Source organism: Devosia ginsengisoli, assembly GCF_024707105.1.
GTDB classification, from domain to species: Bacteria; Pseudomonadota; Alphaproteobacteria; order Rhizobiales; family Devosiaceae; genus Devosia; species Devosia ginsengisoli_A.
Genome location: NZ_JANQAJ010000009.1, coordinates 208,484 through 233,158, shown reverse-complemented (window position 1 = coordinate 233,158; position 24,675 = coordinate 208,484). Strand labels below are relative to the sequence as shown.

30 protein-coding genes are annotated in these 24,675 nt (G+C 64.0%); 11 read left to right on the top strand and 19 right to left on the bottom strand.

Features of this window, described 5'->3' with window-relative positions; genetic code table 11:
* The first annotated feature begins 252 nt into the window (after positions 1–252).
* Positions 253–555: a proton-translocating transhydrogenase family protein gene (locus NVV79_RS11040; protein ID WP_146290263.1), complete on the top strand. Its 303-nt coding sequence runs from the start codon at positions 253–255 to the stop codon at positions 553–555.
* A 7-nt stretch (positions 556–562) separates the two neighbouring features.
* Complete coding sequence (locus tag NVV79_RS11035; RefSeq protein ID WP_303990377.1) at positions 563–1,966, top strand: NAD(P)(+) transhydrogenase (Re/Si-specific) subunit beta; 1,404 nt, start codon at positions 563–565, stop codon at positions 1,964–1,966.
* Positions 1,967–2,420: 454 nt separating this feature from the next.
* Here the strand turns inward: NVV79_RS11035 and NVV79_RS11030 are convergent, their stop codons facing one another.
* Positions 2,421–2,636, bottom strand: coding sequence for a SlyX family protein (locus NVV79_RS11030; RefSeq protein ID WP_303989160.1), 216 nt, complete (start codon positions 2,634–2,636; stop codon positions 2,421–2,423).
* Between the two features lie 135 nt (positions 2,637–2,771).
* Here NVV79_RS11030 and NVV79_RS11025 point away from each other — a divergent pair, with 135 nt between their 5' ends.
* From NVV79_RS11025 to NVV79_RS11015, 3 genes are all read left to right on the top strand, one after another.
* Complete coding sequence (locus tag NVV79_RS11025) at positions 2,772–3,314, top strand: hypothetical protein (RefSeq protein WP_303989157.1); 543 nt, start codon at positions 2,772–2,774, stop codon at positions 3,312–3,314.
* Between the two features lie 70 nt (positions 3,315–3,384).
* A complete protein-coding gene (locus NVV79_RS11020; RefSeq protein WP_303989154.1) occupies positions 3,385–4,023 on the top strand; it encodes a DsbA family oxidoreductase in 639 nt (212 codons plus the stop codon).
* A gap of 50 nt (positions 4,024–4,073) precedes the next feature.
* Positions 4,074–4,901, top strand: a complete 828-nt coding sequence (locus NVV79_RS11015) for an alpha/beta hydrolase (RefSeq protein WP_303989150.1) — start codon at positions 4,074–4,076, stop codon at positions 4,899–4,901.
* Between the two features lie 121 nt (positions 4,902–5,022).
* On the opposite strand, the gene rpsU is transcribed toward NVV79_RS11015, so the two are convergent.
* Complete coding sequence (gene rpsU, locus NVV79_RS11010) at positions 5,023–5,295, bottom strand: 30S ribosomal protein S21 (protein WP_303989147.1); 273 nt, start codon at positions 5,293–5,295, stop codon at positions 5,023–5,025.
* Between the two features lie 234 nt (positions 5,296–5,529).
* On the opposite strand from rpsU, the gene NVV79_RS11005 reads away from it, so the two are divergent.
* Positions 5,530–6,216 carry an alpha/beta fold hydrolase gene (locus NVV79_RS11005; protein WP_303989145.1) on the top strand — a complete coding sequence of 229 codons (687 nt, stop codon included), beginning with the start codon at positions 5,530–5,532 and terminating at the stop codon, positions 6,214–6,216.
* Positions 6,217–6,340: 124 nt separating this feature from the next.
* Here the strand turns inward: NVV79_RS11005 and NVV79_RS11000 are convergent, their stop codons facing one another.
* The 3 genes from NVV79_RS11000 to NVV79_RS10990 form a co-directional block, all read right to left on the bottom strand.
* The gene (locus NVV79_RS11000; protein WP_303990375.1) at positions 6,341–7,390 is read right to left on the bottom strand and encodes a 5-(carboxyamino)imidazole ribonucleotide synthase; all 1,050 of its coding nucleotides are present in this window, start codon (positions 7,388–7,390) and stop codon (positions 6,341–6,343) included.
* A 39-nt stretch (positions 7,391–7,429) separates the two neighbouring features.
* Complete coding sequence (gene purE, locus NVV79_RS10995; RefSeq protein WP_303989143.1) at positions 7,430–7,924, bottom strand: 5-(carboxyamino)imidazole ribonucleotide mutase; 495 nt, start codon at positions 7,922–7,924, stop codon at positions 7,430–7,432.
* Between the two features lie 75 nt (positions 7,925–7,999).
* A complete protein-coding gene (locus NVV79_RS10990) occupies positions 8,000–8,215 on the bottom strand; it encodes a YdcH family protein (protein ID WP_056255408.1) in 216 nt (71 codons plus the stop codon).
* A 157-nt stretch (positions 8,216–8,372) separates the two neighbouring features.
* Between NVV79_RS10990 and NVV79_RS10985 the strand changes: the two genes are divergently transcribed.
* Positions 8,373–8,546, top strand: a complete 174-nt coding sequence (locus NVV79_RS10985) for a YdcH family protein (protein WP_146290254.1) — start codon at positions 8,373–8,375, stop codon at positions 8,544–8,546.
* A gap of 452 nt (positions 8,547–8,998) precedes the next feature.
* Here the strand turns inward: NVV79_RS10985 and NVV79_RS10980 are convergent, their stop codons facing one another.
* The 4 genes from NVV79_RS10980 to NVV79_RS10965 form a co-directional block, all read right to left on the bottom strand.
* The gene (locus NVV79_RS10980; protein ID WP_303989137.1) at positions 8,999–9,766 is read right to left on the bottom strand and encodes a sulfite exporter TauE/SafE family protein; all 768 of its coding nucleotides are present in this window, start codon (positions 9,764–9,766) and stop codon (positions 8,999–9,001) included.
* Positions 9,767–9,898: 132 nt separating this feature from the next.
* Positions 9,899–11,749 carry a monovalent cation:proton antiporter-2 (CPA2) family protein gene (locus tag NVV79_RS10975; protein ID WP_303989134.1) on the bottom strand — a complete coding sequence of 617 codons (1,851 nt, stop codon included), beginning with the start codon at positions 11,747–11,749 and terminating at the stop codon, positions 9,899–9,901.
* A gap of 18 nt (positions 11,750–11,767) precedes the next feature.
* A complete protein-coding gene (locus tag NVV79_RS10970; RefSeq protein ID WP_303989131.1) occupies positions 11,768–12,496 on the bottom strand; it encodes a DUF1013 domain-containing protein in 729 nt (242 codons plus the stop codon).
* A 138-nt stretch (positions 12,497–12,634) separates the two neighbouring features.
* On the bottom strand, positions 12,635–13,651 hold the full coding sequence (locus NVV79_RS10965) for an NAD(P)H-quinone oxidoreductase (RefSeq protein WP_303989129.1): 1,017 nt from the start codon (positions 13,649–13,651) through the stop codon (positions 12,635–12,637).
* Between the two features lie 85 nt (positions 13,652–13,736).
* On the opposite strand from NVV79_RS10965, the gene NVV79_RS10960 reads away from it, so the two are divergent.
* Positions 13,737–13,919 carry a DUF1192 domain-containing protein gene (locus NVV79_RS10960; RefSeq protein ID WP_303989126.1) on the top strand — a complete coding sequence of 61 codons (183 nt, stop codon included), beginning with the start codon at positions 13,737–13,739 and terminating at the stop codon, positions 13,917–13,919.
* 59 nt (positions 13,920–13,978) lie between these two features.
* On the opposite strand, the gene NVV79_RS10955 is transcribed toward NVV79_RS10960, so the two are convergent.
* Positions 13,979–14,227, bottom strand: a complete 249-nt coding sequence (locus tag NVV79_RS10955; RefSeq protein WP_303989123.1) for a hypothetical protein — start codon at positions 14,225–14,227, stop codon at positions 13,979–13,981.
* Between the two features lie 210 nt (positions 14,228–14,437).
* Between NVV79_RS10955 and NVV79_RS10950 the strand changes: the two genes are divergently transcribed.
* Both NVV79_RS10950 and NVV79_RS10945 read left to right on the top strand, forming a co-directional pair.
* Positions 14,438–14,617: a hypothetical protein gene (locus tag NVV79_RS10950; RefSeq protein WP_303989120.1), complete on the top strand. Its 180-nt coding sequence runs from the start codon at positions 14,438–14,440 to the stop codon at positions 14,615–14,617.
* 291 nt (positions 14,618–14,908) lie between these two features.
* The gene (locus NVV79_RS10945) at positions 14,909–15,427 is read left to right on the top strand and encodes a DUF1465 family protein (RefSeq protein WP_303989118.1); all 519 of its coding nucleotides are present in this window, start codon (positions 14,909–14,911) and stop codon (positions 15,425–15,427) included.
* On the opposite strand, the gene NVV79_RS10940 is transcribed toward NVV79_RS10945, so the two are convergent.
* Both NVV79_RS10940 and rpmE read right to left on the bottom strand, forming a co-directional pair.
* The gene (locus NVV79_RS10940) at positions 15,424–15,741 is read right to left on the bottom strand and encodes a YnfA family protein (RefSeq protein WP_303989115.1); all 318 of its coding nucleotides are present in this window, start codon (positions 15,739–15,741) and stop codon (positions 15,424–15,426) included. The genes NVV79_RS10945 and NVV79_RS10940 overlap by 4 nt on opposite strands.
* A gap of 194 nt (positions 15,742–15,935) precedes the next feature.
* Complete coding sequence (gene rpmE / locus NVV79_RS10935) at positions 15,936–16,157, bottom strand: 50S ribosomal protein L31 (RefSeq protein ID WP_146290245.1); 222 nt, start codon at positions 16,155–16,157, stop codon at positions 15,936–15,938.
* A 208-nt stretch (positions 16,158–16,365) separates the two neighbouring features.
* Here rpmE and NVV79_RS10930 point away from each other — a divergent pair, with 208 nt between their 5' ends.
* Entirely contained in the window at positions 16,366–18,177 is a 1,812-nt protein-coding gene (locus NVV79_RS10930; RefSeq protein ID WP_303989111.1) for an ABC transporter ATP-binding protein, read from the top strand.
* 104 nt (positions 18,178–18,281) lie between these two features.
* On the opposite strand, the gene NVV79_RS10925 is transcribed toward NVV79_RS10930, so the two are convergent.
* The 7 genes from NVV79_RS10925 to NVV79_RS10895 form a co-directional block, all read right to left on the bottom strand.
* Positions 18,282–19,307: a peptidoglycan -binding protein gene (locus NVV79_RS10925; protein WP_303989108.1), complete on the bottom strand. Its 1,026-nt coding sequence runs from the start codon at positions 19,305–19,307 to the stop codon at positions 18,282–18,284.
* 3 nt (positions 19,308–19,310) lie between these two features.
* The gene (locus NVV79_RS10920) at positions 19,311–20,297 is read right to left on the bottom strand and encodes a flagellar motor protein MotA (protein WP_303989105.1); all 987 of its coding nucleotides are present in this window, start codon (positions 20,295–20,297) and stop codon (positions 19,311–19,313) included.
* A gap of 118 nt (positions 20,298–20,415) precedes the next feature.
* Positions 20,416–21,351, bottom strand: coding sequence for an iron-siderophore ABC transporter substrate-binding protein (locus NVV79_RS10915; protein ID WP_303989103.1), 936 nt, complete (start codon positions 21,349–21,351; stop codon positions 20,416–20,418).
* A gap of 57 nt (positions 21,352–21,408) precedes the next feature.
* A complete protein-coding gene (locus NVV79_RS10910) occupies positions 21,409–22,203 on the bottom strand; it encodes an inositol monophosphatase family protein (protein ID WP_303989101.1) in 795 nt (264 codons plus the stop codon).
* A gap of 3 nt (positions 22,204–22,206) precedes the next feature.
* Positions 22,207–22,773 (bottom strand): elongation factor P, encoded by a 567-nt coding sequence (efp, locus tag NVV79_RS10905; RefSeq protein WP_303989098.1) that lies wholly within the window; start codon positions 22,771–22,773, stop codon positions 22,207–22,209.
* A 117-nt stretch (positions 22,774–22,890) separates the two neighbouring features.
* Complete coding sequence (locus tag NVV79_RS10900; protein WP_303989095.1) at positions 22,891–23,958, bottom strand: tetratricopeptide repeat protein; 1,068 nt, start codon at positions 23,956–23,958, stop codon at positions 22,891–22,893.
* Positions 23,955–24,557 carry a thiamine phosphate synthase gene (locus NVV79_RS10895; protein ID WP_303989092.1) on the bottom strand — a complete coding sequence of 201 codons (603 nt, stop codon included), beginning with the start codon at positions 24,555–24,557 and terminating at the stop codon, positions 23,955–23,957. Before NVV79_RS10895 ends, NVV79_RS10900 begins: the two co-directional genes overlap by 4 nt.
* Positions 24,558–24,675: the final 118 nt, after the last annotated feature.

Genomic DNA, 24,675 nt, shown 5'->3' with positions numbered 1-24,675 from the left:
GCGCCGAAGAAGGCCGAGCCGGGTGTGGAGCAGTCCATTCCGGCTGCTGCGAAGGCACCGGCCCCCGCCAAGCGCGCCGCGACCAAGAAGGCAGCAGCGGTGATCGATGCGGCGGCTGCCGCGGCTCCGGCTGCGGCCAAGAAGCCGCCCGCCAGGAAGCCCGCTGCGCCCAAACCTGCCGTAGCCAAGCCGGCAGCAGCCAGCAAACCTGCTGCCGCCAAGAAGCCCGCCGCACCCAAGGGAGCCAAGTAAATGGAAGCGATCGACCCCTTCACTTTCCGCCTCGCCATTTTCGTGCTGGCGATCTTCGTGGGCTATTTCGTGGTCTGGTCGGTGACCCCGGCGCTGCATACCCCGCTGATGAGCGTGACCAACGCGATTTCCTCGGTGATCGTGGTGGGCGCGCTGCTGGCCGTGGGTGTGCATCTGGCCGCCGATGGCAACTGGGTCTCGAAGCTCTTCGGCTTCATCGCCCTGGTCTTTGCCAGTGTGAACATCTTTGGCGGGTTCCTCGTCACCCAGCGCATGCTGGCCATGTACAAGAAGAAGGGTTGAGCCGATGATTTCTGCAGATATTGCAGCCCTTCTCTATCTCGTTTCGGGCGTGCTGTTCATCCTGGCTTTGCGCGGGCTTTCGAGCCCCAGCTCGTCGCGCCAGGGCAATATGTTCGGCATGGTGGGCATGGGCATCGCCATTCTCACCACCCTGGCCGTGGCGGCGCCGAGCGACTGGATCAGTTGGGCGCTGATCGTCGGCGGCATTGCCCTTGGCGGCGGCATCGGCGCCTATATGGCCCGCACCGTCAAGATGACCGACATGCCCCAACTGGTGGCGGCATTCCACTCGCTCGTGGGCCTGGCTGCCGTGTTCGTGGCGGCGGCGGCGCTCTATGCGCCGGAAGCCTTCGGCATCGGCACGCCGGGGCATATCCATGCACAGGCGCTGGTCGAAATGTCGATCGGCGTGGCCATCGGCGCCTTCACCTTCACCGGCTCGGTCATCGCCTTCGCCAAGCTCAACGGCAATATGAGCGGCAAGCCGATCATCCTGCCGGCGCGCCATGCCATCCATATCGTCATGGGCGTGGCCATCGTGCTCTTGGTCTGGGCCTTCACCACCTCGGCTGACCCGTGGCTGTTCTGGGCCATCACCATTCTTGCCCTCGTGCTGGGCGGGCTGATGATCATCCCGATCGGCGGCGCGGACATGCCGGTCGTGGTCTCGATGCTCAACTCCTATTCGGGCTGGGCGGCGGCGGGCATCGGCTTCACGCTGGGCAATACGGCGCTGATCATCACCGGCGCTCTAGTGGGCTCTTCGGGTGCGATTCTGAGCTACATCATGTGCAAGGCGATGAATCGCAGCTTCATCTCAGTGATCCTGGGCGGGTTCGGTGGCGATAGCGCCGCTGCCGCTGGCGCCGCCGAGGATGACCGTCCGGTCAAGCAGGGCGCGGCGGAAGACGCGGCGTTCCTGATGAAGAATGCCGGCAAGGTCATCATCGTGCCGGGTTACGGCATGGCGGTGGCACAGGCGCAGCATGCTTTGCGCGAAATGGCCGACCTGCTCAAGGCCGAAGGCGTGACGGTGAAGTATGCCATCCATCCAGTGGCGGGCCGCATGCCGGGGCATATGAACGTGCTGCTGGCGGAAGCCAATGTGCCCTATGACGAAGTGTTCGAGCTGGAGGATATCAATTCCGAATTCGCCCAGTCCGACGTCGCCTTTGTCATCGGCGCCAACGACGTGACCAACCCCTCGGCCAAGACTGACAAGACCTCGCCGATCTATGGCATGCCGGTGCTGAACGTCGAGGATGCCGGTACGGTGCTGTTCATCAAGCGCGGCATGGCGGCCGGTTATGCGGGCGTGCAGAACGAATTGTTCTACCGCGACAACACGATGATGCTGTTCGGCGATGCCAAGAAGATGACCGAGGACATCGTCAAGGCGCTGGGGCACTAGCGCGGATGGGAGCTACCAAGGCCGAACGCTTCGACTGGAAGCTGAGACTTCTGTATCTGATCCCCGCGCTCATAGTGGGTGCGTTATCTGTCCAGCAGTTTGTTCCAATAGAAGGCCTTGGTGGCTCTCCATTGATGGGGCTTTGGGGGCTAGTCGGAGCCTGCGCGGCTGCCGTATTTCGAGAAGTCTATCGGACGTTGAAGAAGCTCCGCGAAACACCTGGGGAGGAAAAGGTGCTAGCGGAGAAGACCAAGCTCCTAGCAGCTACTGTAAATGTGCTGGCCGTTGTGTGCATTGGTGCTGCGCTAGCGGAGCCGCTCAGGGGAATCCACCGCTCTCCCCATTGACCGTGGCACTCTTTTTCTTGGCAGCGTTTGCACACATCGGCGCCCAGCGGTTCCTAACATTGCTGCCAGAAACCTAAGCTCCTTTATTGGCCGCAACCGCGGCGCCCTCAATAATGCGGCGGCGGGGGCTCGGTGGCCGGGTCGGCGATGTGGACGCCTGACCGAACCTGCTCTTCCATCTGCTCCAGCTTGCGGGTCAGCAGGTCGATCTGGCGCCATTGCGCGGTGATGGTGGCGTTGAGGTCCTCGATGGTCTGGTCCTGGAAGGCGATACGGGTTTCCAGTGCCTCGAGGCGAGCGGCCAGGTCGGGCATTATGGGCATGACAGGCTCCATTTTCGGCCGGTTCTAGCGCAAGGCGGCGGCAAAGCACAGTGTCCCGCTTGTTGACGTTAACGGAACCCTTTTGCCGTTTGCGCTGTTGCTCTGGAAGGCAATGGCAAGAACGGGAGCCAGAAAATGGCGACCATTACAGCAGTTTCAAAATCTCCCTTCGCGATCCTTGACGTGGATCGGCAGAACGGACTCGGGCTGGTGCTGAGTGCGGCTATGCCGCTGGCGGTGTTTGTCATTGCCAATGGCATTGCCGAACTCAACGGCCTGCTGCCACTGTTCTTTTCGCCGCTGGGCCTGCCCGGCTGGATGGGCGCGGTGCTGCATCTGGGCTGCCTGCCGCTGTTCGGCGTGGCCCGCTGGATGGTGGCTGGGCGTGGGCTGGCCGGACAGCGCGCCGGCTGGTGGATCGTGGCGCTGATGGCCGGCATGATCGGCTTCCCCTTCGTGGTCGCGCCGCTTGATTCGATGACGCTGAGCATGGTGGCCTTTGCCCTGCTGATCCTGGGGCTTGGCGCGATGATCCGCGCTGGCAATGTGGAGCCCAGGGCCGCCATGATGATGGCGCCGGGCATGGCCTGGATGGGGTTCAGCGCCTTTGTTGGCCTGAGTTTCGCGGCTGCCTGGTCGCCGCCCTTCGCCGTGACCAACAGCCATACCGGCGGATAGGTTACCTCCGCGTGCGTTCTTGCGATGGCCGCCATTCCGCGCCATGTGAGAGGCAACAAAGGATGTGACCATGGCCAAGCTGCTCAAGATCGATGTGTTTACCGATGTCGTGTGCCCCTGGTGCCTGGTCGGGTCGGCGCGACTCGACAAGGCCATCGCTGACCTGCCCGACGATGTCGAAGTCGTGGTGGAGAACCACCCCTTCTACCTCGATCCCAATACGCCGGCCGAGGGCGTTGTGGTGGCCGACATGCTGCGCGAGAAGTATGGCAAGGAGCCCAGCGAAATGTGGGCGCGCGTCGAAGGCGAGGCCAAGAAAGCCGGGGTCGATCTCGACCTGAGCCAGCAGCCGCGCATGTTCCCGACCAAGAAGGCGCATACGATCACGCGGCTGGCCAAGCCGCTGGGCATTCAGCATGAATTGGCCAATGCCATCGCCAATGCCTATTTCCTCGAACACCGCCAGATCAACGACGACAATGTGCTGGCCGACATTGCGGTGGAATATGGCTTTGACCGCGGCGACGCGCTCGACGCGATGAATGACGAGAACGAATTGGCCATTACCGAACAATTGGCCAATGACGCGGCGGCGCAGGGCATTCGCGGCGTGCCGTTCTTCGTATTCGGTGAGAAATACGCCCTGTCGGGCGCGCAGCCGGATGAAGTGTTCGAGCGGGCGCTGCAGCAGACGATCAGCGAGTTGTAGGGCGGCGGTATAGGCGCTAACGGCAATTGGTGTAGGCTCGGGGCGAATCCTTGCCCGAGGTCCGTGCCGTGAAGCTCCTGCGCCGTATCCTGCTTGCTCTCGTGATCCTGCTTGTCGTCGCCTATGCCGGCGTCGTCGGCTACATGTATTTCAACCAGCGCGCGTTGCAGTATGACGCGCAGGGCGAGATCACCGACCTGGCCGATACGACGCTCAGCGGAGCCGAGGATATTGCGGTGCCATCTGACGATGGCGTGGTCCATGGCTGGTACCAGGCGCCACAGGCAGGCAAGCCTGTCATCGTCTATTACAAGGGCAATTCGGGCAGTTTCAGCGCCGAGCATGAGCGCTTCGAGCAGTTCGTGGCGGACGGCTATGGCTTCGTGGCCTTCGACTATCGCGGCTTTCCCGCCTCGCCGGGCAGCATCAGCCAGCAGGGCATTCTGGATGATGCCACCACCATGTTCGACTGGGCGGCGGACAAGGGCTTCCCGCTGGTCATCTGGGGGCGCTCGCTCGGTTCGGGGCCGAGCACCTATGTCGCCAGTGTGCGCGATGCCGAGGCGCTGTTGCTCGAAACGCCGTTCCTGTCGGCGGTGACGGTGGCCGGGGAGCGTTATCCCTACCTGCCGGTGGGGCTGGTCATGCAGGACCAGTTTCCGGTGAACCAGTGGATAGCAGATGTCACCGAGGCGGTGCTGGTGGCGCATGGTACGGGTGATGTGACCATCGATGTGAGCAATGGCGAGCGCGTCTATGCGCTGGCGCCCAACAAGGACGAATTGTGGATCGAGCCGGGGGCTGGGCATAGCGATCTGTGGGATCGCGGGATCTGGAGCCATGCCGAGCCGTTCTTCGAGCGGGCGATAGCAGACTGACGGAATTGGTTAGCAGACTGTTAGCATTGACGCGCAGCTCGCGTGAATCCAGCCAGCCTATAAGCCAAACAAAAACGCCGCCCCGAAGGACGGCGTTTTTAAAACTGATGGCAGCCGGCGCTTAGGTGCGCGGAGTGGCAGCCGCGGGACGACCGGCCTGGCCGGGACGCGCGGTCGTCGTCGGGGCGGGCAGACCGCCTTCGCGCTGGGCGCGCTTGCGAGCCAGCTTGCGGGCGCGGCGAACGGCCTCGGCCTTCTGGCGAGCCTTCTTCTCGGAGGGCTTCTCGTAGTAGTTGCGCAGCTTCATCTCGCGGAAGACGCCTTCGCGCTGCAGCTTTTTCTTCAGCGCGCGCAGCGCCTGGTCAACGTTATTATCGCGAACGACTACTTGCAAAGGTCAACCGCCCTTTCGAAGCTTAGACATGTGGGTTTGGATGATAGCGCCGGAGCCAAAAAGCGCCGTCGCCGACCAGCAGGGCCGGTCACCGTGGGCCGCTCTATAGCCCAGCTGTGCGGGCTTGTCCACTGTGCCGATGAGAAAAACCGCGGATTTGGCCTGCGCGGCCTTGCTCTTGGGCGCGTCGAGCGGAACAGTCGAGCCCGATGATTTTGCCACCGGGAGACCGACATGACAAGTGAACTGCTGCTGCTGCCGGGGCTGATCTGCGACGAGCGGCTGTGGCGCGACGTGATCGCGGGACTGGACGCCCGCTCCACGGTCGCCGACCTGACGCAGGACGATTCCATCGCGGACATGGCGGCGCGGGTGCTGGCGGCGGCGCCGGCCCGATTCGCGCTGGCGGGGCTCTCGATGGGCGGTTATGTGGCGTTCGAGATCATGCGGCAGGCGCCGGAGCGGGTGACGCATCTGGCGCTGCTCGATACGTCGGCGCGCGCCGATGACGAGGCACGCAAGGAGACGCGGCGCAAGGGCATCGAGATGGTGGGGCAGGGCAAGTTCATCGGCGTGTCGCGCGGGCTGCTGGGCAGCCTGGTTGCGCCGCAGCATATGGGGACTGATGTGGCCAGGGACGTGCAGGCCATGTCGGAGCGGGTGGGGCAGGCGGCCTATCTGCGCCAGCAGGTGGCGATCATGAACCGGGTGGATTCGCGGCCGGGGCTGGGCGAGATCAAGGTCCCGGTGCTGGTGGGCGTGGGCGAGATGGACAAGATGACGCCGCCCGAGCTGGCCGAGGAAATCGCGGCGGGGATCAAGGGGGCGGAACTGGTGCGCTTTGCCGACAGCGCGCATCTGCCCACGATGGAAAATCCGGGGGCGGTGGTCGAGGCGATGAAGGGTTGGCTGGGGCGGTAGTGCCACGCCCTCGTGGTTCGAGGCGCGTGAAGAACGCGCACCTCACCATGAGGGCTACTTATAGCTCCGTATTCCAGTAGCCCTCATGGGAGCGCAGCGACCATCGAACCACGAGGGCGTGGCGCTACCGCCGCACAACCCTGTTCACATGGCCCATCTTCCGCCCAGGCCGGACCTCGGTCTTGCCGTAGAGGTGGGGTTGCGTGTTCCCGTCCAGCCCTGACGGCACCATGCCCACTTCGTCGCCGACGAGGTTTTCCATGACCACGTCGGCCATGCGAGCCGGGTCGCCCAGGGGCCAGCCCAGGACGGCGCGGATATGCTGCTCGAACTGGTCGGTGAGGCAGACGGCCTCGGTCCAGTGGCCGGAATTGTGGACGCGCGGGGCGATCTCGTTGACGACAAGCGTCGGGCGTTCGCCGGGAATGACGAAGAATTCGACGCCGAGCACGCCGACATAGTCGAGCGCCACGACGATGACCTTGGCCAGCATGGCGGCATGCTTTTCGACGCCGGGCGGGATATCGGCCGGCACGGTGCTGGTGAAGAGGATGTGGTGGCGGTGGACGTTTTCGGCGGCGTCGAAGGCGCGGACTTCGCCCGAGGCATTGCGGGCGACGACAACCGAGATTTCCTTGTCGAAGGGCATAAAGGCTTCGAGCACCAGCGGCTTGGGGCTGAGCGCGGAAAAGGCGGCTTCGGCCTCACTGCGCTCGCGAATGACGCGCTGGCCCTTGCCGTCATAGCCCAGCCGCGTGGTCTTGAGCACGGCGGGCAGGCCGAGTGTGTCCATCGCGGATTCGAGGTCGGCCATGGTCTCGACGGGGCGATAAGGCGCGACGGGGATGTTCTTGGAGGCGAGGAAGCCTTTTTCGGCGAGGCGATCCTGCGAGACGGCCAGTGCATTGGCGCCGGGGCGCAGGGGCTTGCGGGCGGCGAGGAATTCGGCCGTGGCGGTCGGGACATTCTCGAATTCGTAGGTGATGACATCGACCGCATCGGCGAAGGCGGCGAGGGCCGCCTCGTCGTCATAGGCGGCGACGGTCTTGTGCGGGGTGACATCGAAAGCCGGGCTATCAGGATCGGGACAGAAGATGTGGGTGCGCATGCCCAGCCTGGCCGCGGCCAGTGCCAGCATGCGGCCGAGCTGGCCGCCACCGAGAATGCCGATCATGCTGCCTGGCGGCAGCGCGGAATTGTCGTTTGCCAAGGTCTACTCGGTATCTGCGGGAAAGAGCGGGACGGTCGCCGTCTGGCGGGCGCGATAGGCGTCGAGCCGGTCGGCCAGGTCATCGTCGGACAAGGCCAGTACGGCGGCCGATAGCAGGGCGGCATTGATGGCGCCGGGCTCGCCGATGGCCAGGGTGCCGACGGGAATGCCGCCGGGCATCTGCACGATGGAAAGCAGGCTATCCTGCCCGTTGAGTGCCTTGGACTTGACCGGCACGCCGAAGACCGGCAGCGGCGTCATGGCGGCGATCATGCCCGGCAGGTGGGCGGCGCCGCCGGCGCCGGCGATGATGACCTTGAAGCCCTCGGCCCGCGCATTGCTGGCGAAATCGACCAGGCGTTCGGGGGTGCGATGGGCGGAGACGATGCGCGCCTCGTATTCGACCTCGAGCGCTTCGAGCGTTTCGGCGGCGAGGCGCATGGTGGGCCAATCGGACTGGCTGCCCATGACGATGGCGACGAGTGGTTTTGTGAGCACGGCCGATTCCCCTATCGGTCTTTGCAAAGCGCGGAACTAGCCCAATTGTCGCCACACATCAAGGCGGTGGACCCATCAGGCGATGATGTCGGGCAGCAGAATATTCTCGAGCTGGACGATGCGATCCTTGAGCGCCAGCTTGCGCTTCTTGAGACGCTGGATGAGCATGCGATCGGCCACATGCGAGCTGGTCAGCGTATCGATGGCCGCGTTGAGGTCGCTGTGTTCCTGGCGTTTGGTGGCCAATTCCAGACCCAGGGTGGCTTCCTGTTCCTTGGTGAGCGAAAGCATGGATTCCCGCGTACTCCCGACGCCTCAGCCGTTACCTCTGGTTAACCGATCACGGGGAGTTTTGCACCAGATTTCAAGAGCCCTCCGGAAGGCAGTCGACAAGTCGTGAATTATTTGTGACGATCACTTCGTCCACATAGGCTTTCAAGGAGTTGTCATGACGACTGAAGGGCATATCGCGGCGCTCGAACGGCGCCACCAGGAGTTGGACCGCCAGATCCAGGCAGAACTGCAAAGCACCCGCCACGACGATCTGATGGTCAGCGCGCTGAAGCGCAAGAAACTCGAAGTGAAGGACCAGATCTACAAATTCAGTGCGGTTTCCCAGTAAGAGCGGCAGCAAGCCGCCCATCTGGGTTTTCGAAGGGTCACAGCACAGGCTGCGGCCCTTTTTTGTTGGGGGTTTCGTCTGCGTGTGGTGCGCTCGAAAGACCCTCACCCTCATTCTCTCCCCACAAAGGGGAGTGTTTACACTTGGCGCTTCATTCATGCGCGGGAGCCACGGTTCTTTCTCCTCCCTCCCCTTGAGGGGAGGGATCGAGGGTGGGGGTGTCGGAGGTTCCGCAAGCGCTGCGTTCGAGGAAGCCCCGACACCCCCCACCCCAGCTTCCGCTACGGTCCTGCGGACCGAGCTTCGCTACCCTCCCCTCAAGGGGGAGGGTGGGCAGGAGCCGATAGCTGGTGCAGCTAACTAGCGTCCAAAGTGAACACTCCCCTAGGGGGAGGGAAACCTGCTCCGTGGTGCGGAGGCATCGAATGACTCTCGGAATGCTGTTATGCGCTTCACAAGCCCCAGAATACCCCTCGCGCCCCGTCCCAGACCAGCTTGAGTGCAAGCAGAAAAACCAGCCAGTAGGCGATGCGGTAGAACCATTTCATCGAGATGCGGCGGACCAGCCAGACGCCGGCCAGCACGCCGACAATGCCGACCGGGATCAGCGCGGCGGATAGCTGCAGATTGTGGACGTTGAGCTGGCCCAGGAAAAAATAGGGAATCAGCTTGGCCGAATTGACGATGGCGAAGAAGAAGGCCGAGGTGCCCGAATAGATGGCCGGGGTCAGGCGCTGGGGCAGCACATAGATCTGGAAGGGCGGGCCGCCGGTATGACTGATGAAGCTGGTGAAGCCGGCAAAGCCGCCCCAGAAATTGCCCCAGAGCCGGGATGGGGGCAGGCCTTCGAGCTTCTTGCGCAGGGGCAGCAGGGCATCGAGGATGAACAGCAGCGTCACCACGCCGACAAAGAGCAGTACACCGGCATCTGATACGACCGACCACAGCGCCCAGCCCAGCAGCGTGCCCACGGCCGCGCCGGGCAGCATGATACGCAGGATGCGCCAATCGACTTCCTTGCGATAAGTCCAGACGGCGATGACATCCATGGCCAGCAGCACCGGCAGCATTATGCCCGCCGCGTCGCGCGCCGGCATGACCAGGCTCAGCAGCGGCACGCCGACCATGCCCAGGCTGCCGAGCAGGCCGGCCTTGGACAGGCCAACAACCAGCACGGCGATCACGGCGACCGTGACGAAATAGGGATCGAAGATGGGCATGGATTTGGTCCGAAGGCGGGAAGAGTCAGTAGACCTCATCCTGAGCCCGTCGAAGGACGAGGTCGTGGCACGGACTGCGCGCCCGCCCTCTTGGTTCGACAGGCTCACCATGAGGGCTCAGGAAGTGTCGTACTACTCGGTACGCTTCGGGGCGGGCTTGTCAACTGGAATGGTAGATGGGGTGTCGCCGCGCATGGCTTCGTTGAGCAGGTCCATGGAATTGCGCACCATGCCGATATAGGCATCCTCATCGTGGCGCACCGAGAAGCTGTCATGCAGCAATTCGTTGTCATGGCGCTCGAAGGCCTGGGCCATATGCATGGCGTCGTTGGGGGCCACGCCGAGCTGGGTGAGCACCTTGGCGCCGAGGCTGATGGCGGAGAGGAAGGTTTCGCGCTCGAAAATCTCGACGCCCATCGCCATCAGCTCGTGGGCATGGCCGCGATCGACGGCGCGGGCGGCGACGGTGACCGAGGGGAAATGCTTGCGCAGGTTGCGGGCGATGGCGAGGATGCGGTCACGGCCACCCACCGCGATCACCACCAGTTCGGCCTGGCCGACGCCGGCGGCATGGAGCAGGTCGAGCCGCGAAGCATCGCCGTAGAACACCTTGACGCCGAATTTGCGCACCAGATCGATCTGGGCGGGATCGTCGTCGATCAGGGTCATGTCGAAGCCCTGGCTGCGCAGCATGCGGGTAACGATCTGGCCGAAGCGGCCATAGCCGAGCACGACGATGCGGCGATGCTCATCGATCGTGTCGTTCGGGCGGTCGTCCTGGCGGCGCGCATCGATGCGTGGGGCAATCAGGCGGTCGAAGGCCAGCAGCAGCAGGGGCGTCGTCGCCATGGAAAGCGCAATGGCAACGGCCAGGAAAGCGTGATCCTCCGCGCCGATGGCACTGTTGTTCTGGGCGAATTGCAGGATGACGAAGGCGAATTCACCGGCCTGGCTCAGCAGGATCGCCACCAGCAGCCGGTCGGCCAGGTGCATGCGGAACAGGCTCGCCAGCACGAACAGCACGGCGATCTTGATGCCGACAAAGCCGAGCACCAGCGCCAGCAGTCGCAAGGGCTCGGACCACAGGATGTCGAAAGCGATCGACATGCCGACGGAGATGAAGAACAGGCCAAGCAGCAGGCCCTTGAAGGGGTCGAGATTGCTTTCGAGCTCGTGCCGGTATTCGCTGTCGGCCAGCAGTACGCCGCCGATAAAGGCGCCCAAAGCCGGCGAGAAGCCTTCGAACTGGGCCAGCAGGGCCGCGCCGAAGACGATGGCGAGCCCCAGGGCGGTGAAGGCTTCCCGCACCCCGGTCAGCGCGACGAAACGCAGCACCGGGCGAACGAGGAAGCGGCCGGCCAGAACCGCGCCGATAAAGGCGCCGATGATAATGGCGGGGGTGAGCCAATCCATGGGATTGGCGATGGACTCGACGGCATTCACCACTTCATGGTCGAGCGCGGCTTCGGGCATGGCCAGGAGAGGAATGGCAGCCAGGATGGGGATGACCGAAACATCCTGCACCAGCAGCACCGCCAGGCTCGCCCGCCCGGCATCGGTGCGGGTGATGTCGCGCTGCTGGGTCGATTGCATGGCGATGGCCGTGGAGGACATGGACAGTGCCAGCCCGATGATGACGGCGACATTGAGCGCGAAGCCGGCGGCCAGCAGCGCCAGGGCAATGATGACGGAGGTGAGGACGAGCTGGGTGACGCCGAGGCCGAGGACCTTGTGGCGCATGCGCCAGACTTCGCTGGGCTGCAGGTCGAGGCCGATGAGGAACAGCATCATGACGATGCCGAATTCGGCGATCTGGCGGACCAGATCGCTGTCGGAAACCAGCCCCAGGCCATAGGGGCCGATCAGGATGCCGGCGGCGAGATAGCCCAGCACGGTGCCAAGGCCCAGCGCCTTGGCCAGCGGCACCAGCGCGACGCTGGCTGCCAGGAGTACGAAAACGGCCAGCAGGAGGTTGTTTTCCATTCCGCTGGCCGTTGCCTCTTAAGCGTCGCTATCGTTGTTGAGCGACTTGAGCTTGGAGAAGACCGAGTCGGCGTCGAAATCGTCCTGCGCCTCGGCGGGGCGATGGTCGTTGGCGGCGAATTCGTTTTCTTCGCCTTCGGCATGGCCGCGGCCGCCTGACCGGGCCAGGGCCTCTTCCGCCGTCATCAGCATGGTGCCTTCCTCGGCTTCATCGATACCAGGCGCGCCCTTGGAGGCGCGCTTGACCTCGAGGTCGAGATCGATCTGGCTGCACAGGCCCAGCGTTACCGGGTCCATGGCGGTCAGGTTGGCCGAGTTCCAGTGGGTCGAATCACGCACCGAGTCGATGGTCGACTTGGTGGTGCCGACCAGACGCATGATCTGGGCGTCCTTGAGTTCGGGATGGTTGCGCACCAGCCACTTGATGGCATTGGGGCGCTCGTTGCGGCGCGAAATCGGGGTGTAGCGCGGGCCCTTGCGCTTGGCGGCAGCGACGCGAACCTTGGGCTCGCTCAGTTTCATGCGGTAATTGGGGTCGGCCTCGGCCTTCTCGATCTCCTCGCGGGTCAACTGACCGTTCTGGATCGGATTGACACCCATGATGCCGCCGGCGACGTCGCCATCGGCGATGCCCTGAACTTCGAGCGGATGCAGCGTGCAAAAGGCAGCGATCTGCTCGAACGACAGCGCAGTGTTGTCGACGAGCCAGACAGCGGTCGCCTTGGGCATCAACAAAGGCTGGGTCATGATAAAACTCTCCTGCAGGCGCGGCCGGTTTTCCTCCGGGCCGCTCCGCCTCTTTGCTTCATGCTGAGGGGGAACAGGCCACAATATATGGGTTTGGCGGGCGATCCGCAATGGCGATGTAGGTTTTTTACCGCCCCTTCAGGACGAGGTATCGGCGCCGAACGATGTGATCAACACGATTTTACCCATGTGGCGGCGAGCTTCCATGGCGCGGTGGGCCTCGGCGGCCTCCGCCAGCGGAAAGCGCGCCACTGATGGTCTGATGAAGCCGGGCCGCGACAGGGCCGGCAGCAAGTCGGTGCGGATGCGGTCGGCAATGGCGGCCTTGGTGGCCGAAGTCTGCGGGCGCAGGGTGGAGCCGGACAGGGTCAATTGCTTGGCCATGATGGCGCGCAGCGACAGGCTGGCTGTGCTGCCGTCGAGTGTCGAGACCTGGACGATATGACCGCCCCGCGCCGAGGCGGCGATATTCTGTTCGGCCATCTTGCCGCCGATGATGTCGACCACGCGATCGACGCCCTTGCCGTCGGTCAGGGCCAGGGCCCTTGTGGCGATGTCCTCGCCGGTATGGTCGATAGTGGCGAAGGCGCCGAGCCTTGCCGCATAGTCGGCCTTGTCCGGTGACGAGACGACGCCGATGGCGCGGGCGCCGAGAATGGCTGATATCTGGATGGCCGCGCCGCCGATGCCGCCGGAGGCGCCGTGAACGAGCACGGTCATGCCCGGCTCGAGCCCGGCCCGCATCACCAGGGTCTGGGTGACGGTGAACCAGGTTTCGGGCAGGGCCGCCGCTTCGGCAAAGCTCCAGCCATCGGGGATGGGCAGTACCTGACCGGCCGGCACCGCCGCATATTCGGCATAGCCGCCGCCATTGGTCAGCGCCATGACGCGATCGCCGACCTGCCAGGTGGTGACGCCCGTGCCGAGCGCCGCGATTTCGCCGGCGACTTCGAGGCCCGGCAGCGGCGAGGCATCGGGCGGCGGATCGTAGTGGCCGCGGCGCTGGGCCAGGTCGGGACCGTTGACCCCGGCCGCGGCAACGCGGATCAGCACCTCGCCATCACGGCAGGCGGGCCTGGGCAGGCGCTGGAGTTCGAGGGCTTCGGGACCGCCCGGACGGGCGATGGCAATGGCGTGCATATCGGTAAGTGTCATGCCACCATGCTGGCCGATGCGGATTTGCTCGGCAAGTCTTTCGCGCTAAGCTGAGCGTTCAACCCTGGCGCAGGAGGCTGAAACAATGTTCGACGAAGAGATCAAGAAGCCCAAAGGCCATGAAGTCGGCATGACCATCGACACCATGTCGGTGGAAGAATTGCACGAGCGTATCAACCTGCTCGAGGCCGAGATCGAGCGGCTCAGGGCCACGATCGAAGCGCGCGGCGCCACGCGCAAGGCCGCGGACGCCGCGTTCAAGCTCTAGGCCCTTATTCTGTCGCGTTTCCGAACCGCAAAACCGTCTCCACTTTTGCTGGAAACGCTCTAGCCGTGCCCGGCCGGCTTGACCGAGCCGTCACCGAAAACCTTGGGCGGATCGGGCTGGGGGTCGAAACCGCGCGCCTCATGGGGCGGGTCGGGCTGGGGATTGAATCCCCTGATCGTGCCGGGATGGACGAAATTCCCGGCCTGGTTCGCGGCGGGCACCAGTTCGGCGCCATAGCCGTCGCTGGTCGACAACACCATGAGCGCGACCAGCAAACCGGCAGCGGCTCCAGCGGAAATAGTGGTCATCGTTTCCTCCTCATTGCGTGAGGACTCCGGCTTAGCGCGCGGGCGATGAGCGAAACCGGAACGGATCATTCAGAATCCATTCAACGGGGGAGGTCCGGCATTATTTTCCCCAGCCGAAAGGTATCGCGGTTTAATACACTACTAAATTGATAGACATTTTAGGCGAGGAGCGTAATTTTCGTGTGCCGGCGACGGGGGAAGGAGTTCGACATGGCACGCAACATCACCGGATCGAGGAATTCCGAAGGCGGGCTCGGGCAAAAGCCGGATGCCATCCCCAATGGCTTGCTGATCCTGCTTCTGGGTGCAGCGGCCTGGGTCGTGGTGGTCCTGCTCGGTTCGGGCGCCTGGCAATTTCTCGTGGCGACCCTGTTCCAGCCTCCCGCTTGAGTATGGAACGGACTGACAGGGTTAAGAAATCGACTCCTGTTAACACACAATTAATCTCTTGGCGGTAACCTTAGATTATTCAGATTGTTCTGGATTTGCAGAGTGGTTTCTCCCTCTGTTTGACGCCTCCCTGTTAACTTCGAGAGCGGTTCTTACCGCTCTTTTTCTTTTCAGGCGTCCTGATGGCCTTGGTATGGCCCTGATCTTAAAGCTCTTTTTAGCTTGATGGACCGCAAGGGATGACGCCTTGCCGGTTTAGGCCTAGCATGGCCATCGCCAGGGAGCATGCGCTTGACGGATTTGAAAGAGACAGGACCGGCAATCGCCATCGGGCCACGCATCGTGGCATCGGGCGGATTCGACCTGCTCTATCGCGAAGGCATGGGCCTGATCGAGGACGTGGCGGCCTATCTCGACGGCGAGGGGCGCAACGAGAGCCGCATCCTCGGCCGCGAAGCCTCGTTCCTCTACGCCACCGAATCCATGCGCCTGACCACGCGGCTGATGCAACTGGCCTCGTGGTTGCTGTTGCAGCGCGCGGTCAACGAGGGCGAAATCACACGAGAAAATGCCCGCTCCGAAAAGGAGAAGGTCAAGTTCTCGGCCACGCCCTCGGAGCGCGGCGGGCCGGGCTATGACCAACTGCCGGAGACGCTGCGCGCCTATATCGACAAGGGCGACCGGTTGTTCGAGCGGGTGATGCAGTTCGATACGCTGGAGCGTGGCCGCATGCCCGAACTCGATCCGGGTACGGCCAACGGCATTGCCGACCAACTGGCCCGACTCAAGGCGGCATTCGGCCGGGCTTAACCGCGCGGCGCGAAGAAAATCACCGCCGCCCCCAACAGACAGATCGCGACGCCCGCCAGATCCCACGCATCGGGACGGACACGCTCGATGCCGGCCATGAAGGCGACTGACGCGGCGATATAGATGCCGCCATAGATGGCAAAGGCCCGCCCCGCGCTTTCGGTGCCGGTCAGGGCCAGCAGCAGGCCGAACAAAGCCAGGGCGACGATAGCGGGTGCCCAGAGCCAGGGCTGTCCCTGTCGCAAAGCCAGCCAGATCAGGTAGCAGCCGCCAATCTCGAACACTGCAGCGCCGAAGAAGAGAGCAAATTGCAAGGGCGTGGCTCTGGTTGGATGATGACGAGGTAGGTCTTTCATACCACGACGTCATTCCCGCGTAGGCGGGAATCCATTCTTGTCCTGCGGTGGTTTTGAAGAGAAGAGTGGATTCCCGCCTGCGCGGGGGCCATGCTCCACAAACAAAAAGCCCGGCACAATGGCCGGGCTTTTCGAATTCATCGCGGATCGGCTTAGATGCCGAGACCCTTGAAGCGCTCCTTGAAGCGCGAAACACGGCCGCCGCGGTCGAGCAACTGGCCCGTGCCACCGGTCCAGGCCGGATGGGTCTTGGAGTCGATGTCGAGCTGCAGGGTGTCGCCGGCCTTGCCGTAGGTCGAGCGGGTTTCGTAAGTGGTGCCGTCGGTCATGACCACAGTGATGGTGTGGTAGTCCGGATGGATATCAGCCTTCATCGGTATCGCCTCAAATCAAACGGGCGCCGTGGCGCCCGGAGAGCATCTAAAACTGGTGTTGCCGGCTTCATACAGAAAGCCCGGCTTCTCCGCAAGGGCGCGGGCGCGACAATTTCGCACCGGACAAAGCTGTTGCCGCCCCGCCAGGCAGTGCCTATATCCAAGCACCAATCCAGCCTTTCCCCAAAACAGGTGGCGTAACCTCGCGATGACAGACCAGGCCGCCCCGGCTCAGGCTGACGCCGAAAAGATCGTAGCGACTCCGGTCGTCAACCCCCGCAAGCTGCAGCCATTGCGCAAGCTGGTGCCCTTCATGCTGCGCTATCCGGTGCGGCTGGCGCTCACCGTGGCCTTCCTGCTGGTCTCGGCCGTCGCCTCGCTGGCCATTCCGGCGCTGCTGGGCGGGGCCATCGACCAGGGCTTCATTACGCAGAACCTGGAAAATGTCGGCCGCTATGGTTGGCTGATCGTGGGTGTCGCGGCCATCATGGCGGTGGCGAGCGGGGCGCGGTTCTATTTCATCTCTGTCATCGGCGAGCGCGTGCTGGCCGATCTGCGGCAGGCGGTGTTCGCGCACCTGCTGGGGCTGGATGCGCGCTATTTCGATACGCATCGCGTGGGAGAACTCACCAGCCGGCTCAATGGCGACGTGGCGATGATCCGCGGCGCGGTGGGGTCGAGCTTCTCGCTGGCCTTGCGCTCGATGGTGACCATTGTCGGCGCGCTGACGATGATGCTGCTGACCAGCCCCATCCTCACATTGGCCGTGGTGATCGCCGCACCGGCTATCCTGTTCCCCGTCATTACCTTTGCCCGGCGGCTGCGCGGCATGTCGCGCCGGACGCAGGATGCGCTGGCCGACCTTTCCGCCATGGCCACCGAAATGCTGGGCGCCACCCGCACGGTCAAATCGTTCACGCAGGAGCCGGTACAGGCTGCCAATTACGATGAGCGCAGCGAAGCCAGCTACAGCGCCGAAGTGCGCCGGCTGCTGGCGCGCTCAGTGCTGGTCGGCATGGTGATTTTCCTCGGCACGGCGGCTTTGGTATTCCTGGTCTGGTGGGGTGCCCGCTCGGTCTTCGAGGGCACGGTGACAGCCGGGCAGTTGGCGCAATTCCTCGTCTATGCGCTGATGGCTTCGGGCGCGCTGACCAATGTCAGCGAAGTGCTGGGCACGCTGCAATCAGTGGCCGGCGCCACCGAGCGGCTGACCGAAATTCTCGATACCGAGCCGACGATCCGCGAAGCGGCCAAGCCGGTGGCGCTGCCCAAGCCGGCTTTGGGCACGGTGGCGTTCGAGAACGTCAACTTCTCCTATGACGGGTCCGAGCCGGTTCTGACAGGGCTCGATTTCGCTGTGGGCCGGGGCGAGACCGTGGCGCTGGTTGGGGCTTCGGGTTCGGGCAAGTCGACGACCCTGTCGCTGCTGCAGCGCTTCTACGATGTCAGCGGCGGGGTGATCCGCGTCGATGGCGTCGATATTCGCGATACCAAGCTGCGCGAATTGCGGCAGCGCTTTGCCTATGTCGAGCAGGAGCCGACCATCTTTGCCGGCACGATTGCCGAGAATATCCGTTTCGGCAAACCGGAGGCCAGCGAGGCCGAAGTTGAGGCGGCTTCACGCGCCGCTTTGGTGCATGATTTCGTCATGGACCTGCCGCTGGGCTATGACACGATGGTGGGCGAACGCGGCGTGACGCTGTCGGGCGGGCAGAAGCAGCGCCTCGCCATCGCCCGCGCCATTCTCAAGAATTCGCCGATCCTGCTGCTGGACGAGGCGACGAGCGCGCTCGACGCGCAGAGCGAGCGGCTGGTGCAGACGGCGCTGGAACACCTGATGGCGGGCCGCACCACGCTGGTCATTGCCCACCGGCTGGCCACCATTCGCGACGCCGACAAGATCCTGGTGCTCGATGGCGGCCGCATCATCGACCAGGGCACGCATGACGAGCTGGTTGCCAAGGGCGGACGCTATGCGGAGCTGGCGCGGTTGCAGTTCCGGCTGGAGGATGCGGGTTAGCATTGTGGCTCCCAGGCGCTGGTCCGGGGTCTCGCAAGGCTCGACCGTGATCGGCTCAAATCGCTCCACCGGAGCGATTTGTCGGCGCGTTGCGCCGTCGCCAATCACCCCTCCGTCAGTTTGAACTCGATCCGGCGATTTCGCCGATAGGCTTCCTCGGTATTGCCCGGATCGAGCGGGGTGAATTCGCCGAAGCCGGCGGCGACCAGCCGGTTGGGCGAGACGCCCTTGCTCACCAGATATTGTGCCACGGAAATGGCGCGGGCAGCCGAAAGCTCCCAGTTCGACGGGAAGCGGGCATTGGAAATCGGCCTGATATCGGTGTGGCCGTCGACGCGCAGAACCCAATTGATGTCGGGCGGAATTTCGGTTTCGAGCTGCAGGATGGCCTCGGCCAGTGCGTCGAGATCGGGCGTGCCTTCGGGCGAGATATCGGCCTGGCCGGCCGCAAACAGCACTTCGGACTGGAAGACGAAGCGGTCGCCCACGACGCGGACATCGGCCCGGCCTTCGAGGATTTCGCGCAGGCGGCCGAAGAAGTCGGAGCGATAGCGGCTAAGGTCCTGGACGCGCTGGGCCAAAGCCAGGTTCAGGCGGCGGCCGAGATCGGCAATCTGGGTACGGGATTCGGTGTCGCGGGTTTCCGAGGCCTCGAGGGCGGCTTCCAGCGCGCCGATCTGGGTGCGGAGCGCGGCAAGTTGCTGGTTCAGCAGGGCGACCTGGGCATTGGCCTCGTCGGAGAGTTCCTGGGCCGCCATCAGATCGTCTTCGAGCCCGGCAATGGTGCTGTCCTTGTCGCCGAGGCCGGCGCCAATGCCGGCGAGCTGGCTGGTGAGGCTGGCATTGTCGGCCTGGGCGGCGCCCAATGTGGCGGTGAGCGTGGCGATCTGGGTGGTCAGGTCGTCGGAATTGGCGCGTTCGAGCTGCAACAGGTCGGTCAGTTCGGCAATCTGGCTGTTGAGTCGCGCCAGCGCGGAGTCGCGGCCCTGGATTTCCCGGCCCAGGAAGAACTGGGTCAGCATGAACAGGCTCAGCATGAAGATGATGACAAGCAGCAGGCTCGACAGGGCGTCGACGAAGCCGGGCCAGTAATTGGCCTCCTGCCGCCTGCGGCTACGGGCTCCCGGCATGGGTCAGTTCCGCCGCTCGTTGTCGCCCTGCGATAGTACGGCGTCGATCAGTTCACGCAACTTCTGGTTGGTTTCGCCCTGCTCGGTGATGTGCTTGCGCAAATCGTCCTGTTCGGTGCGGATATGCTTGACCAGCCCGTCGATGCCGCGGGCCAGCTCGGCCATGGCGCGGATGGCATTCTGGCTGGAATTCTGGTTCTGCATGCTGTCGCCGAGCTTGTCGAACATGGCCTGCATTTCCGGGCCGCCGGCGCTGGCCTGCATGGCGCTGACCGGGTGGTCGAGTTCGGTCATCGAGGTCATCCAGTCCTCAAGATCGGTATAGAAGGCGTTCTGCGCCTGGCTGGTCTGGAGGTCGAGGAAGCCGAGCACCAGCGAACCGGCAAGGCCGAAGAGCGAGGACGAAAAGGCAGTGCCCATGCCGCCCAGTGGCGCAGCCAGGCCTTCCTTGAGATTGCCGAAGAGCGCGGCGCTATCGGACGAAGTCACGTCCAGTGCGTTGATGACGCCGGCTACCGAGCCCACGGTCTCCAGCAGGCCGTAGAACGTGCCCATGAGGCCGAGAAAGACCAGCAGGCCCGTGAGGTAGCGCGAGGTGTCCTTGGCTTCGTCGAGGCGGTTGCCGACGGAATCCAGAATGGAGCGCATGGAGGAGGGCGTGATGACAGCTTCCCCGATCCGCTCGCGCAATATGCCGGCGACGGGGGCCAGCAGGATGGGTGGGCGCACATTGGTCGAGGTGCCGTCCTGCAGGGAATTGACCCACTTCACCTCTGGAAACAGGCGGATGACCTGGCGGAAGCTGAGGAAGATGCCGATGAACAGCGAGAAGAAGATCAGCGAATTGATGAAGGGGTTGGCCCAGAAGAAGGTGACGATATTGGTGAACAGGATGGCCGCGACCAGCGCCACCAGCACCAGGAAAATCACGATCTTGACGAGGTAAACGGTCGGGCTGGCCAGGTGGTAGGGATCATAGCCTTGCGTCATCTGCCTTAAACCTTGCCCCTTACGCGCAAATCACAGGCCGCCAGACTAGTCAGCGCGGGCGGAGGGGGCAATGAGAAAGGTTAATGGATGGTAGAGGCGTGATCGGCAGCGCCACCGATCAGTCGGCGAGGGCAGCGCTGAACCGGGGCAGCAGATTGTCCAGTGCATAGGGGATGGAAACCACCGAGGCGCTGGAGAAGGCCAGGTCCTGCAGCACGAAGGCGCGTCCGTCTTCGACCGAGGGCAGGGTGGCCAGGGTCGGGGTTTCGGCGATCAGCTCATCGAGGCTGCGTCCGAAGGGATAGATCAGCACGATATCGGCGTCGTAGCTCGCCAGCAGTTCGGCCGAAACGCTGATCGAGGACTGGCCGGCAGGTACGTCAAGCGCGCCGGCAATGGGCGAGAAGCCGGTGGCATAGAGCATGCCGTTGACGATGTGATTGGCGGAATAGCTGGAAATGCCGCCCGGATAGATGTCGAGATAATTGACCGTCCTGCCGGCAAATTCGGGATGGGCCGCCTTCTGCGTGGCCAGGTAGGCATCGAGATCGGCGATCAGTTGTTCGCCTTCCTGTTTGCGGCCGAGGGCTTCGGCGATCAGAAGGGTGGTCTGGGCGGTGGTGGCCTCCCAGGGATTGGCGCCCCTGGGCAGGGCGATGGTTGGCGCTATCTGGCTCAGGCGCTCATATTCGGCCGCGTCGCCGCCCGAAGTGGCAAAGACGATGAGGTCGGGATCGGCAGCGGCGATGGCTTCGAAATTCAGCTCGCGGCCCTTCCACACGGCCGGCTCGGTGGTCAGCAGCGGCTCCGCCCAAGGTCCGACGCCGGCATCGAAATTGTAGTTGGAGCGGATGCCCACCGGCTGCACGCCCAGCGCGAGAACCGTGTCGGCATCCCGGTCGATCAGCGCCACGACGCGTTGTGGCTCGGCGGGAATGGTGACCGTGCCGAGAGCGTGTTCGAGCGTGATGGGGAACGCCGCGTCCTGTGCCATGGCGGACGGCGCGGCGAGCAGGACAGCCAGCAAGGGAAGGACGCGGACAATCGACAGCATGAAAGCTCTCCAGCGGGAATTGCTGGAGAGCTACATTTCATGACTTACACAGTCAAGTTACTGAATGCCCTTGAGCTGCTTGAGCAGCGCCGCCTGCAGGCTTTCGTTACCCGCTACGATCTGGCCGTTCCAGACCGAGCCGGGGCTGCCGGCGAAGTCTGAGACGAAGCCGCCGGCTTCCTTGACCATCAGCAGGCCCGGCGCCACGTCCCAGGGGGCGAGGCCGGCTTCCCAGATGGCGTCGTAGCGACCCGAGGCCAGCCAGGCCATGTCCATCGAGATGGAGCCCGAGCGGCGGATGCCGGCCACGGCCGGGTTGATATGGGCGAGCTGGCGCAACTGCAGCGCGTCATTGGCCGTGCCCTGGGTCTTGATGCCGGTGCAGACCACGGCATCGGCCAGCGACTTGCGGCCGGCCACGCGCAGGCGCTTGCGGTCATTGAGCCAGGCGCCGCCGCCCTTTTCGGCGGTGTAGAGCTCGTCGAGCACCGGATTGTAGATCACCGAGGCGACGATCTCGTTGGCGCGCTCCAGCGCGATGGCGCAGGCAAAGAGCGGGATCGAATGCAGGAAATTGGTGGTGCCGTCGAGCGGGTCGATCAGCCAGCGATGCTGACCGTCGGTGCCGGCCACTTCGCCACCTTCTTCCATGAGGAAGGCATAGGTGGGACGGGCCTTGAGCAGTTCGTCATAGACGATCTGCTCGGCGCGGAGATCCGCCTTGGAGACGAAATCGGCCGGGCCCTTGCGGGAGACCTGCAGGTTTTCGACTTCGTTGAAGTCCTTGGTCAGCGACTTGCCGGCCTTGATGGCGGCGTTGACCATGACATTGAGGATTGCTGAACGGGCCATGGCTTAGTCCGCCCGACGCATATAGGTGGCTTCCGTCGTGTCGACCACGATGCGCTCGCCCACGGCAATGAAGGGTGGCACCATGACCCGCAGGCCATTGGCCAGGATCGCCGGCTTGAACTGGCTGGACACGCTCTGGCCCTTCTGCACCGGATCGACCTCGGTGACTTCGAGCACGACATTGGGCGGGAAGCGGATGCCGAGCGGGGTTTCCTCGTGCATTTCGAGGGTAATCTTCATGCCGTCCTGCAGGAAAGCGGCGCGCTCGCCGACGAAGTCCTTGGCCAGTTCGACCTGCTCGTAGCTGTCCTGGTCCATGAAGACGAGGCTGTCGCCCTGCTCGTAGAGATAGGTGAAGTCACGAAATTCGAGTTCGACTGTCTCGACCGTCTCGGCCGAGCGGAAACGCTCGTTGAGCTTGGTGCCGCCGAGAATGGCCTTGAGTTCGACCTGGGCATAGGCGCCGCCCTTGCCCGGCTTGACGTGATCGACCTTGACCGCGACCCACAGGCGATCCTGGTGGTTGACGACATTGCCGGGGCGGATTTCGTTGCCGTTGATCTTGGCCATTGCGTTGCTTTCGGGCGTGAATTGTCGGTTCGGGCCACGCGCGCCGGATGCGGCTGACCTGACGTTGATGGGGCTTTATGGGCGTGGCGCGCTTATTGCCTCAGAACGCCCGCTGGTTCAAGGGTCTTGCGCTGTGGTGCCGATTGGCGCTTCGCTGGCATCGGTGGGCGCGGGCAGGGCCTGACCCTGTGGCGTTGCGCCCACGGTCGGGATTTCCAGCACGGTTTCGACGCTTGATGGCGTCGAAGGCCAGAAGCGGGCGCGTTCCTCGGCGCGGGCCAGTTCATCCTCGGGAATGGACACCAGCAAGCGGTCGAGCGAGGGATCGCTGAGGCCCTGACGGCGCGCCAACGCGCGCCACATGGCGGCATCTTCAAGATTGAGCGTCACGCCCTCGCCGACGGCGAGCAGCTTGGCATAGCGGTTCTGCGCCACGGCATTGCCGGCCTCGGCAGCGCGGCCATACCAGGTCGCGGCTGCGGCGACATCCTTGTCCACGCCCTGGCCGAGATAGAGCAGGGTGGCGTAATCGACCTGCGCCGGCACCAGATTCTGTTCGGCGGCCAGCCCGATATAACGGGCGCCCTCGGCTGGATTGGGGGCGACACCCGCGCCTTCGATCAGCATGGAGCCGTAGTCATACTGCGCCTCGGGCAATTCGGCGTCGGCGGCTTCCTTCATCAGCTCGGCGGCCGTCACCAGGCTGGGCGAGGCATAGACGCCTTCGACATGCAGCAGGGCCATGTTGTATTTGGCCGGAACATAGCCGGCCTCGGCGGCCTTGCCGAAGAGTTCGGCGGCGCGGTCGCGGTTCTTGGGCACGCCGATACCGTCCTGATAGGCCAAAGCCAGCGCGAAGGTGGCGAGATAATCGCCGTTATTGGAGGCCAGTTGATACCAGCCGGCGGCGCGCTGGTCGTTCTGGGACACGCCCAGCCCCTTGGCATAGAGTTCGGCGATGAGTGTCTGCGCGGCAGCATCGCCCTGTTCGGCACGGGGCAAAGCCAGCTCCAGCGCCGTGAGGAAATAGCCGCGCTGGAAGGCGCCGAAGGCGAAGTCGGTGGGTGCGCGCGGTCCGAAAATCTCGTCGGAAATGGCTTCGGCCGGACTATCCGGTGCATCCTGAGCCATGGCGAGTGCTGGCGTCAGCGCCAGAAGGATTGTCAGCAGGAAGCGCCGCATCATGCAGAAACTCCGAGCCCGGCGGCGATGGCCTGCATGGCTTCGGCCGGCGCGGCGGACGACCACAGGCTGTGCGACACAGCGAGGAATTCGGCGCCGCGCGCATCCGCATTGCCGGGGGCCGCGCCGGGCAGGCTCAGCACGGCGGGGATTTCGAAAGTCTGTGCCCACCATTCGGCCAGGTCGGCCGCCTGGGGATCGGGTTTGCCGTCGGTGCCGCCGAAGAACACATAGTCGATATCCATCTCGCCCGCCGTCATGGCGTCGTGGCGGGAATGGAGGTTCCCGGCGCCGACGATCATGGCGGGCTTGAGCGCTGATATGGCGGCCCTGAGCGCAGCCGGATCGCCGGTCACATGCACGCCATCGGCGCCCAGGCGCTTGGCCAGGGCGACATCGTCCTCGATCAGTACGGCGCAGCCGGCGCCCTGGCCGATATTGACCACAATCGTCGCCAGGGCGGCATAGGCCGCATCATTCATGGCGCCGCGCGCCACCAGCAGCGCCGAGAATTCGGCGGCGTTGAGCACGGCCATGAGCGCGGCGGGGAAGCTGGCCGGATCGGCATTGGCGGGGGTGATCAGATAAAGCTGGGGAGCCATGACTTCCGGGTACTCGACACTGGATATCCTTCTGTCTGCCCATTTTGGCGACAAGAGGACGCCTTTCCAATAGGCGAAGCCCCCGGCAGGCGCAAAGAAAATGCGCGCCCTCTGGGAG

Coding starts and splice junctions, on each gene's coding strand:
- NVV79_RS11030 (WP_303989160.1), bottom strand. CDS start 2,636: ATGCCCATAATGCCCGACCTGGCCGCTCGCCTCGAGGCACTGGAAACC.
- NVV79_RS11020 (WP_303989154.1), top strand. CDS start 3,385: ATGGCCAAGCTGCTCAAGATCGATGTGTTTACCGATGTCGTGTGCCCC.
- rpmE (WP_146290245.1), bottom strand. CDS start 16,157: ATGAAGGCTGATATCCATCCGGACTACCACACCATCACTGTGGTCATG.
- NVV79_RS11040 (WP_146290263.1), top strand. CDS start 253: ATGGAAGCGATCGACCCCTTCACTTTCCGCCTCGCCATTTTCGTGCTG.
- NVV79_RS11005 (WP_303989145.1), top strand. CDS start 5,530: ATGACAAGTGAACTGCTGCTGCTGCCGGGGCTGATCTGCGACGAGCGG.
- NVV79_RS10950 (WP_303989120.1), top strand. CDS start 14,438: ATGGCACGCAACATCACCGGATCGAGGAATTCCGAAGGCGGGCTCGGG.
- NVV79_RS10900 (WP_303989095.1), bottom strand. CDS start 23,958: ATGATGCGGCGCTTCCTGCTGACAATCCTTCTGGCGCTGACGCCAGCA.
- NVV79_RS10955 (WP_303989123.1), bottom strand. CDS start 14,227: ATGACCACTATTTCCGCTGGAGCCGCTGCCGGTTTGCTGGTCGCGCTC.
- NVV79_RS10990 (WP_056255408.1), bottom strand. CDS start 8,215: ATGCTTTCGCTCACCAAGGAACAGGAAGCCACCCTGGGTCTGGAATTG.
- NVV79_RS10975 (WP_303989134.1), bottom strand. CDS start 11,749: ATGGAAAACAACCTCCTGCTGGCCGTTTTCGTACTCCTGGCAGCCAGC.
- NVV79_RS10985 (WP_146290254.1), top strand. CDS start 8,373: ATGACGACTGAAGGGCATATCGCGGCGCTCGAACGGCGCCACCAGGAG.
- NVV79_RS10930 (WP_303989111.1), top strand. CDS start 16,366: ATGACAGACCAGGCCGCCCCGGCTCAGGCTGACGCCGAAAAGATCGTA.
- NVV79_RS10960 (WP_303989126.1), top strand. CDS start 13,737: ATGTTCGACGAAGAGATCAAGAAGCCCAAAGGCCATGAAGTCGGCATG.
- NVV79_RS11025 (WP_303989157.1), top strand. CDS start 2,772: ATGGCGACCATTACAGCAGTTTCAAAATCTCCCTTCGCGATCCTTGAC.
- NVV79_RS10965 (WP_303989129.1), bottom strand. CDS start 13,651: ATGACACTTACCGATATGCACGCCATTGCCATCGCCCGTCCGGGCGGT.
- efp (WP_303989098.1), bottom strand. CDS start 22,773: ATGGCCAAGATCAACGGCAACGAAATCCGCCCCGGCAATGTCGTCAAC.
- NVV79_RS10920 (WP_303989105.1), bottom strand. CDS start 20,297: ATGACGCAAGGCTATGATCCCTACCACCTGGCCAGCCCGACCGTTTAC.
- NVV79_RS10970 (WP_303989131.1), bottom strand. CDS start 12,496: ATGACCCAGCCTTTGTTGATGCCCAAGGCGACCGCTGTCTGGCTCGTC.
- NVV79_RS10895 (WP_303989092.1), bottom strand. CDS start 24,557: ATGGCTCCCCAGCTTTATCTGATCACCCCCGCCAATGCCGATCCGGCC.
- NVV79_RS10925 (WP_303989108.1), bottom strand. CDS start 19,307: ATGCCGGGAGCCCGTAGCCGCAGGCGGCAGGAGGCCAATTACTGGCCC.
- NVV79_RS10915 (WP_303989103.1), bottom strand. CDS start 21,351: ATGCTGTCGATTGTCCGCGTCCTTCCCTTGCTGGCTGTCCTGCTCGCC.
- NVV79_RS11000 (WP_303990375.1), bottom strand. CDS start 7,390: ATGATCGGCATTCTCGGTGGCGGCCAGCTCGGCCGCATGCTGGCACTG.
- NVV79_RS10910 (WP_303989101.1), bottom strand. CDS start 22,203: ATGGCCCGTTCAGCAATCCTCAATGTCATGGTCAACGCCGCCATCAAG.
- NVV79_RS10980 (WP_303989137.1), bottom strand. CDS start 9,766: ATGCCCATCTTCGATCCCTATTTCGTCACGGTCGCCGTGATCGCCGTG.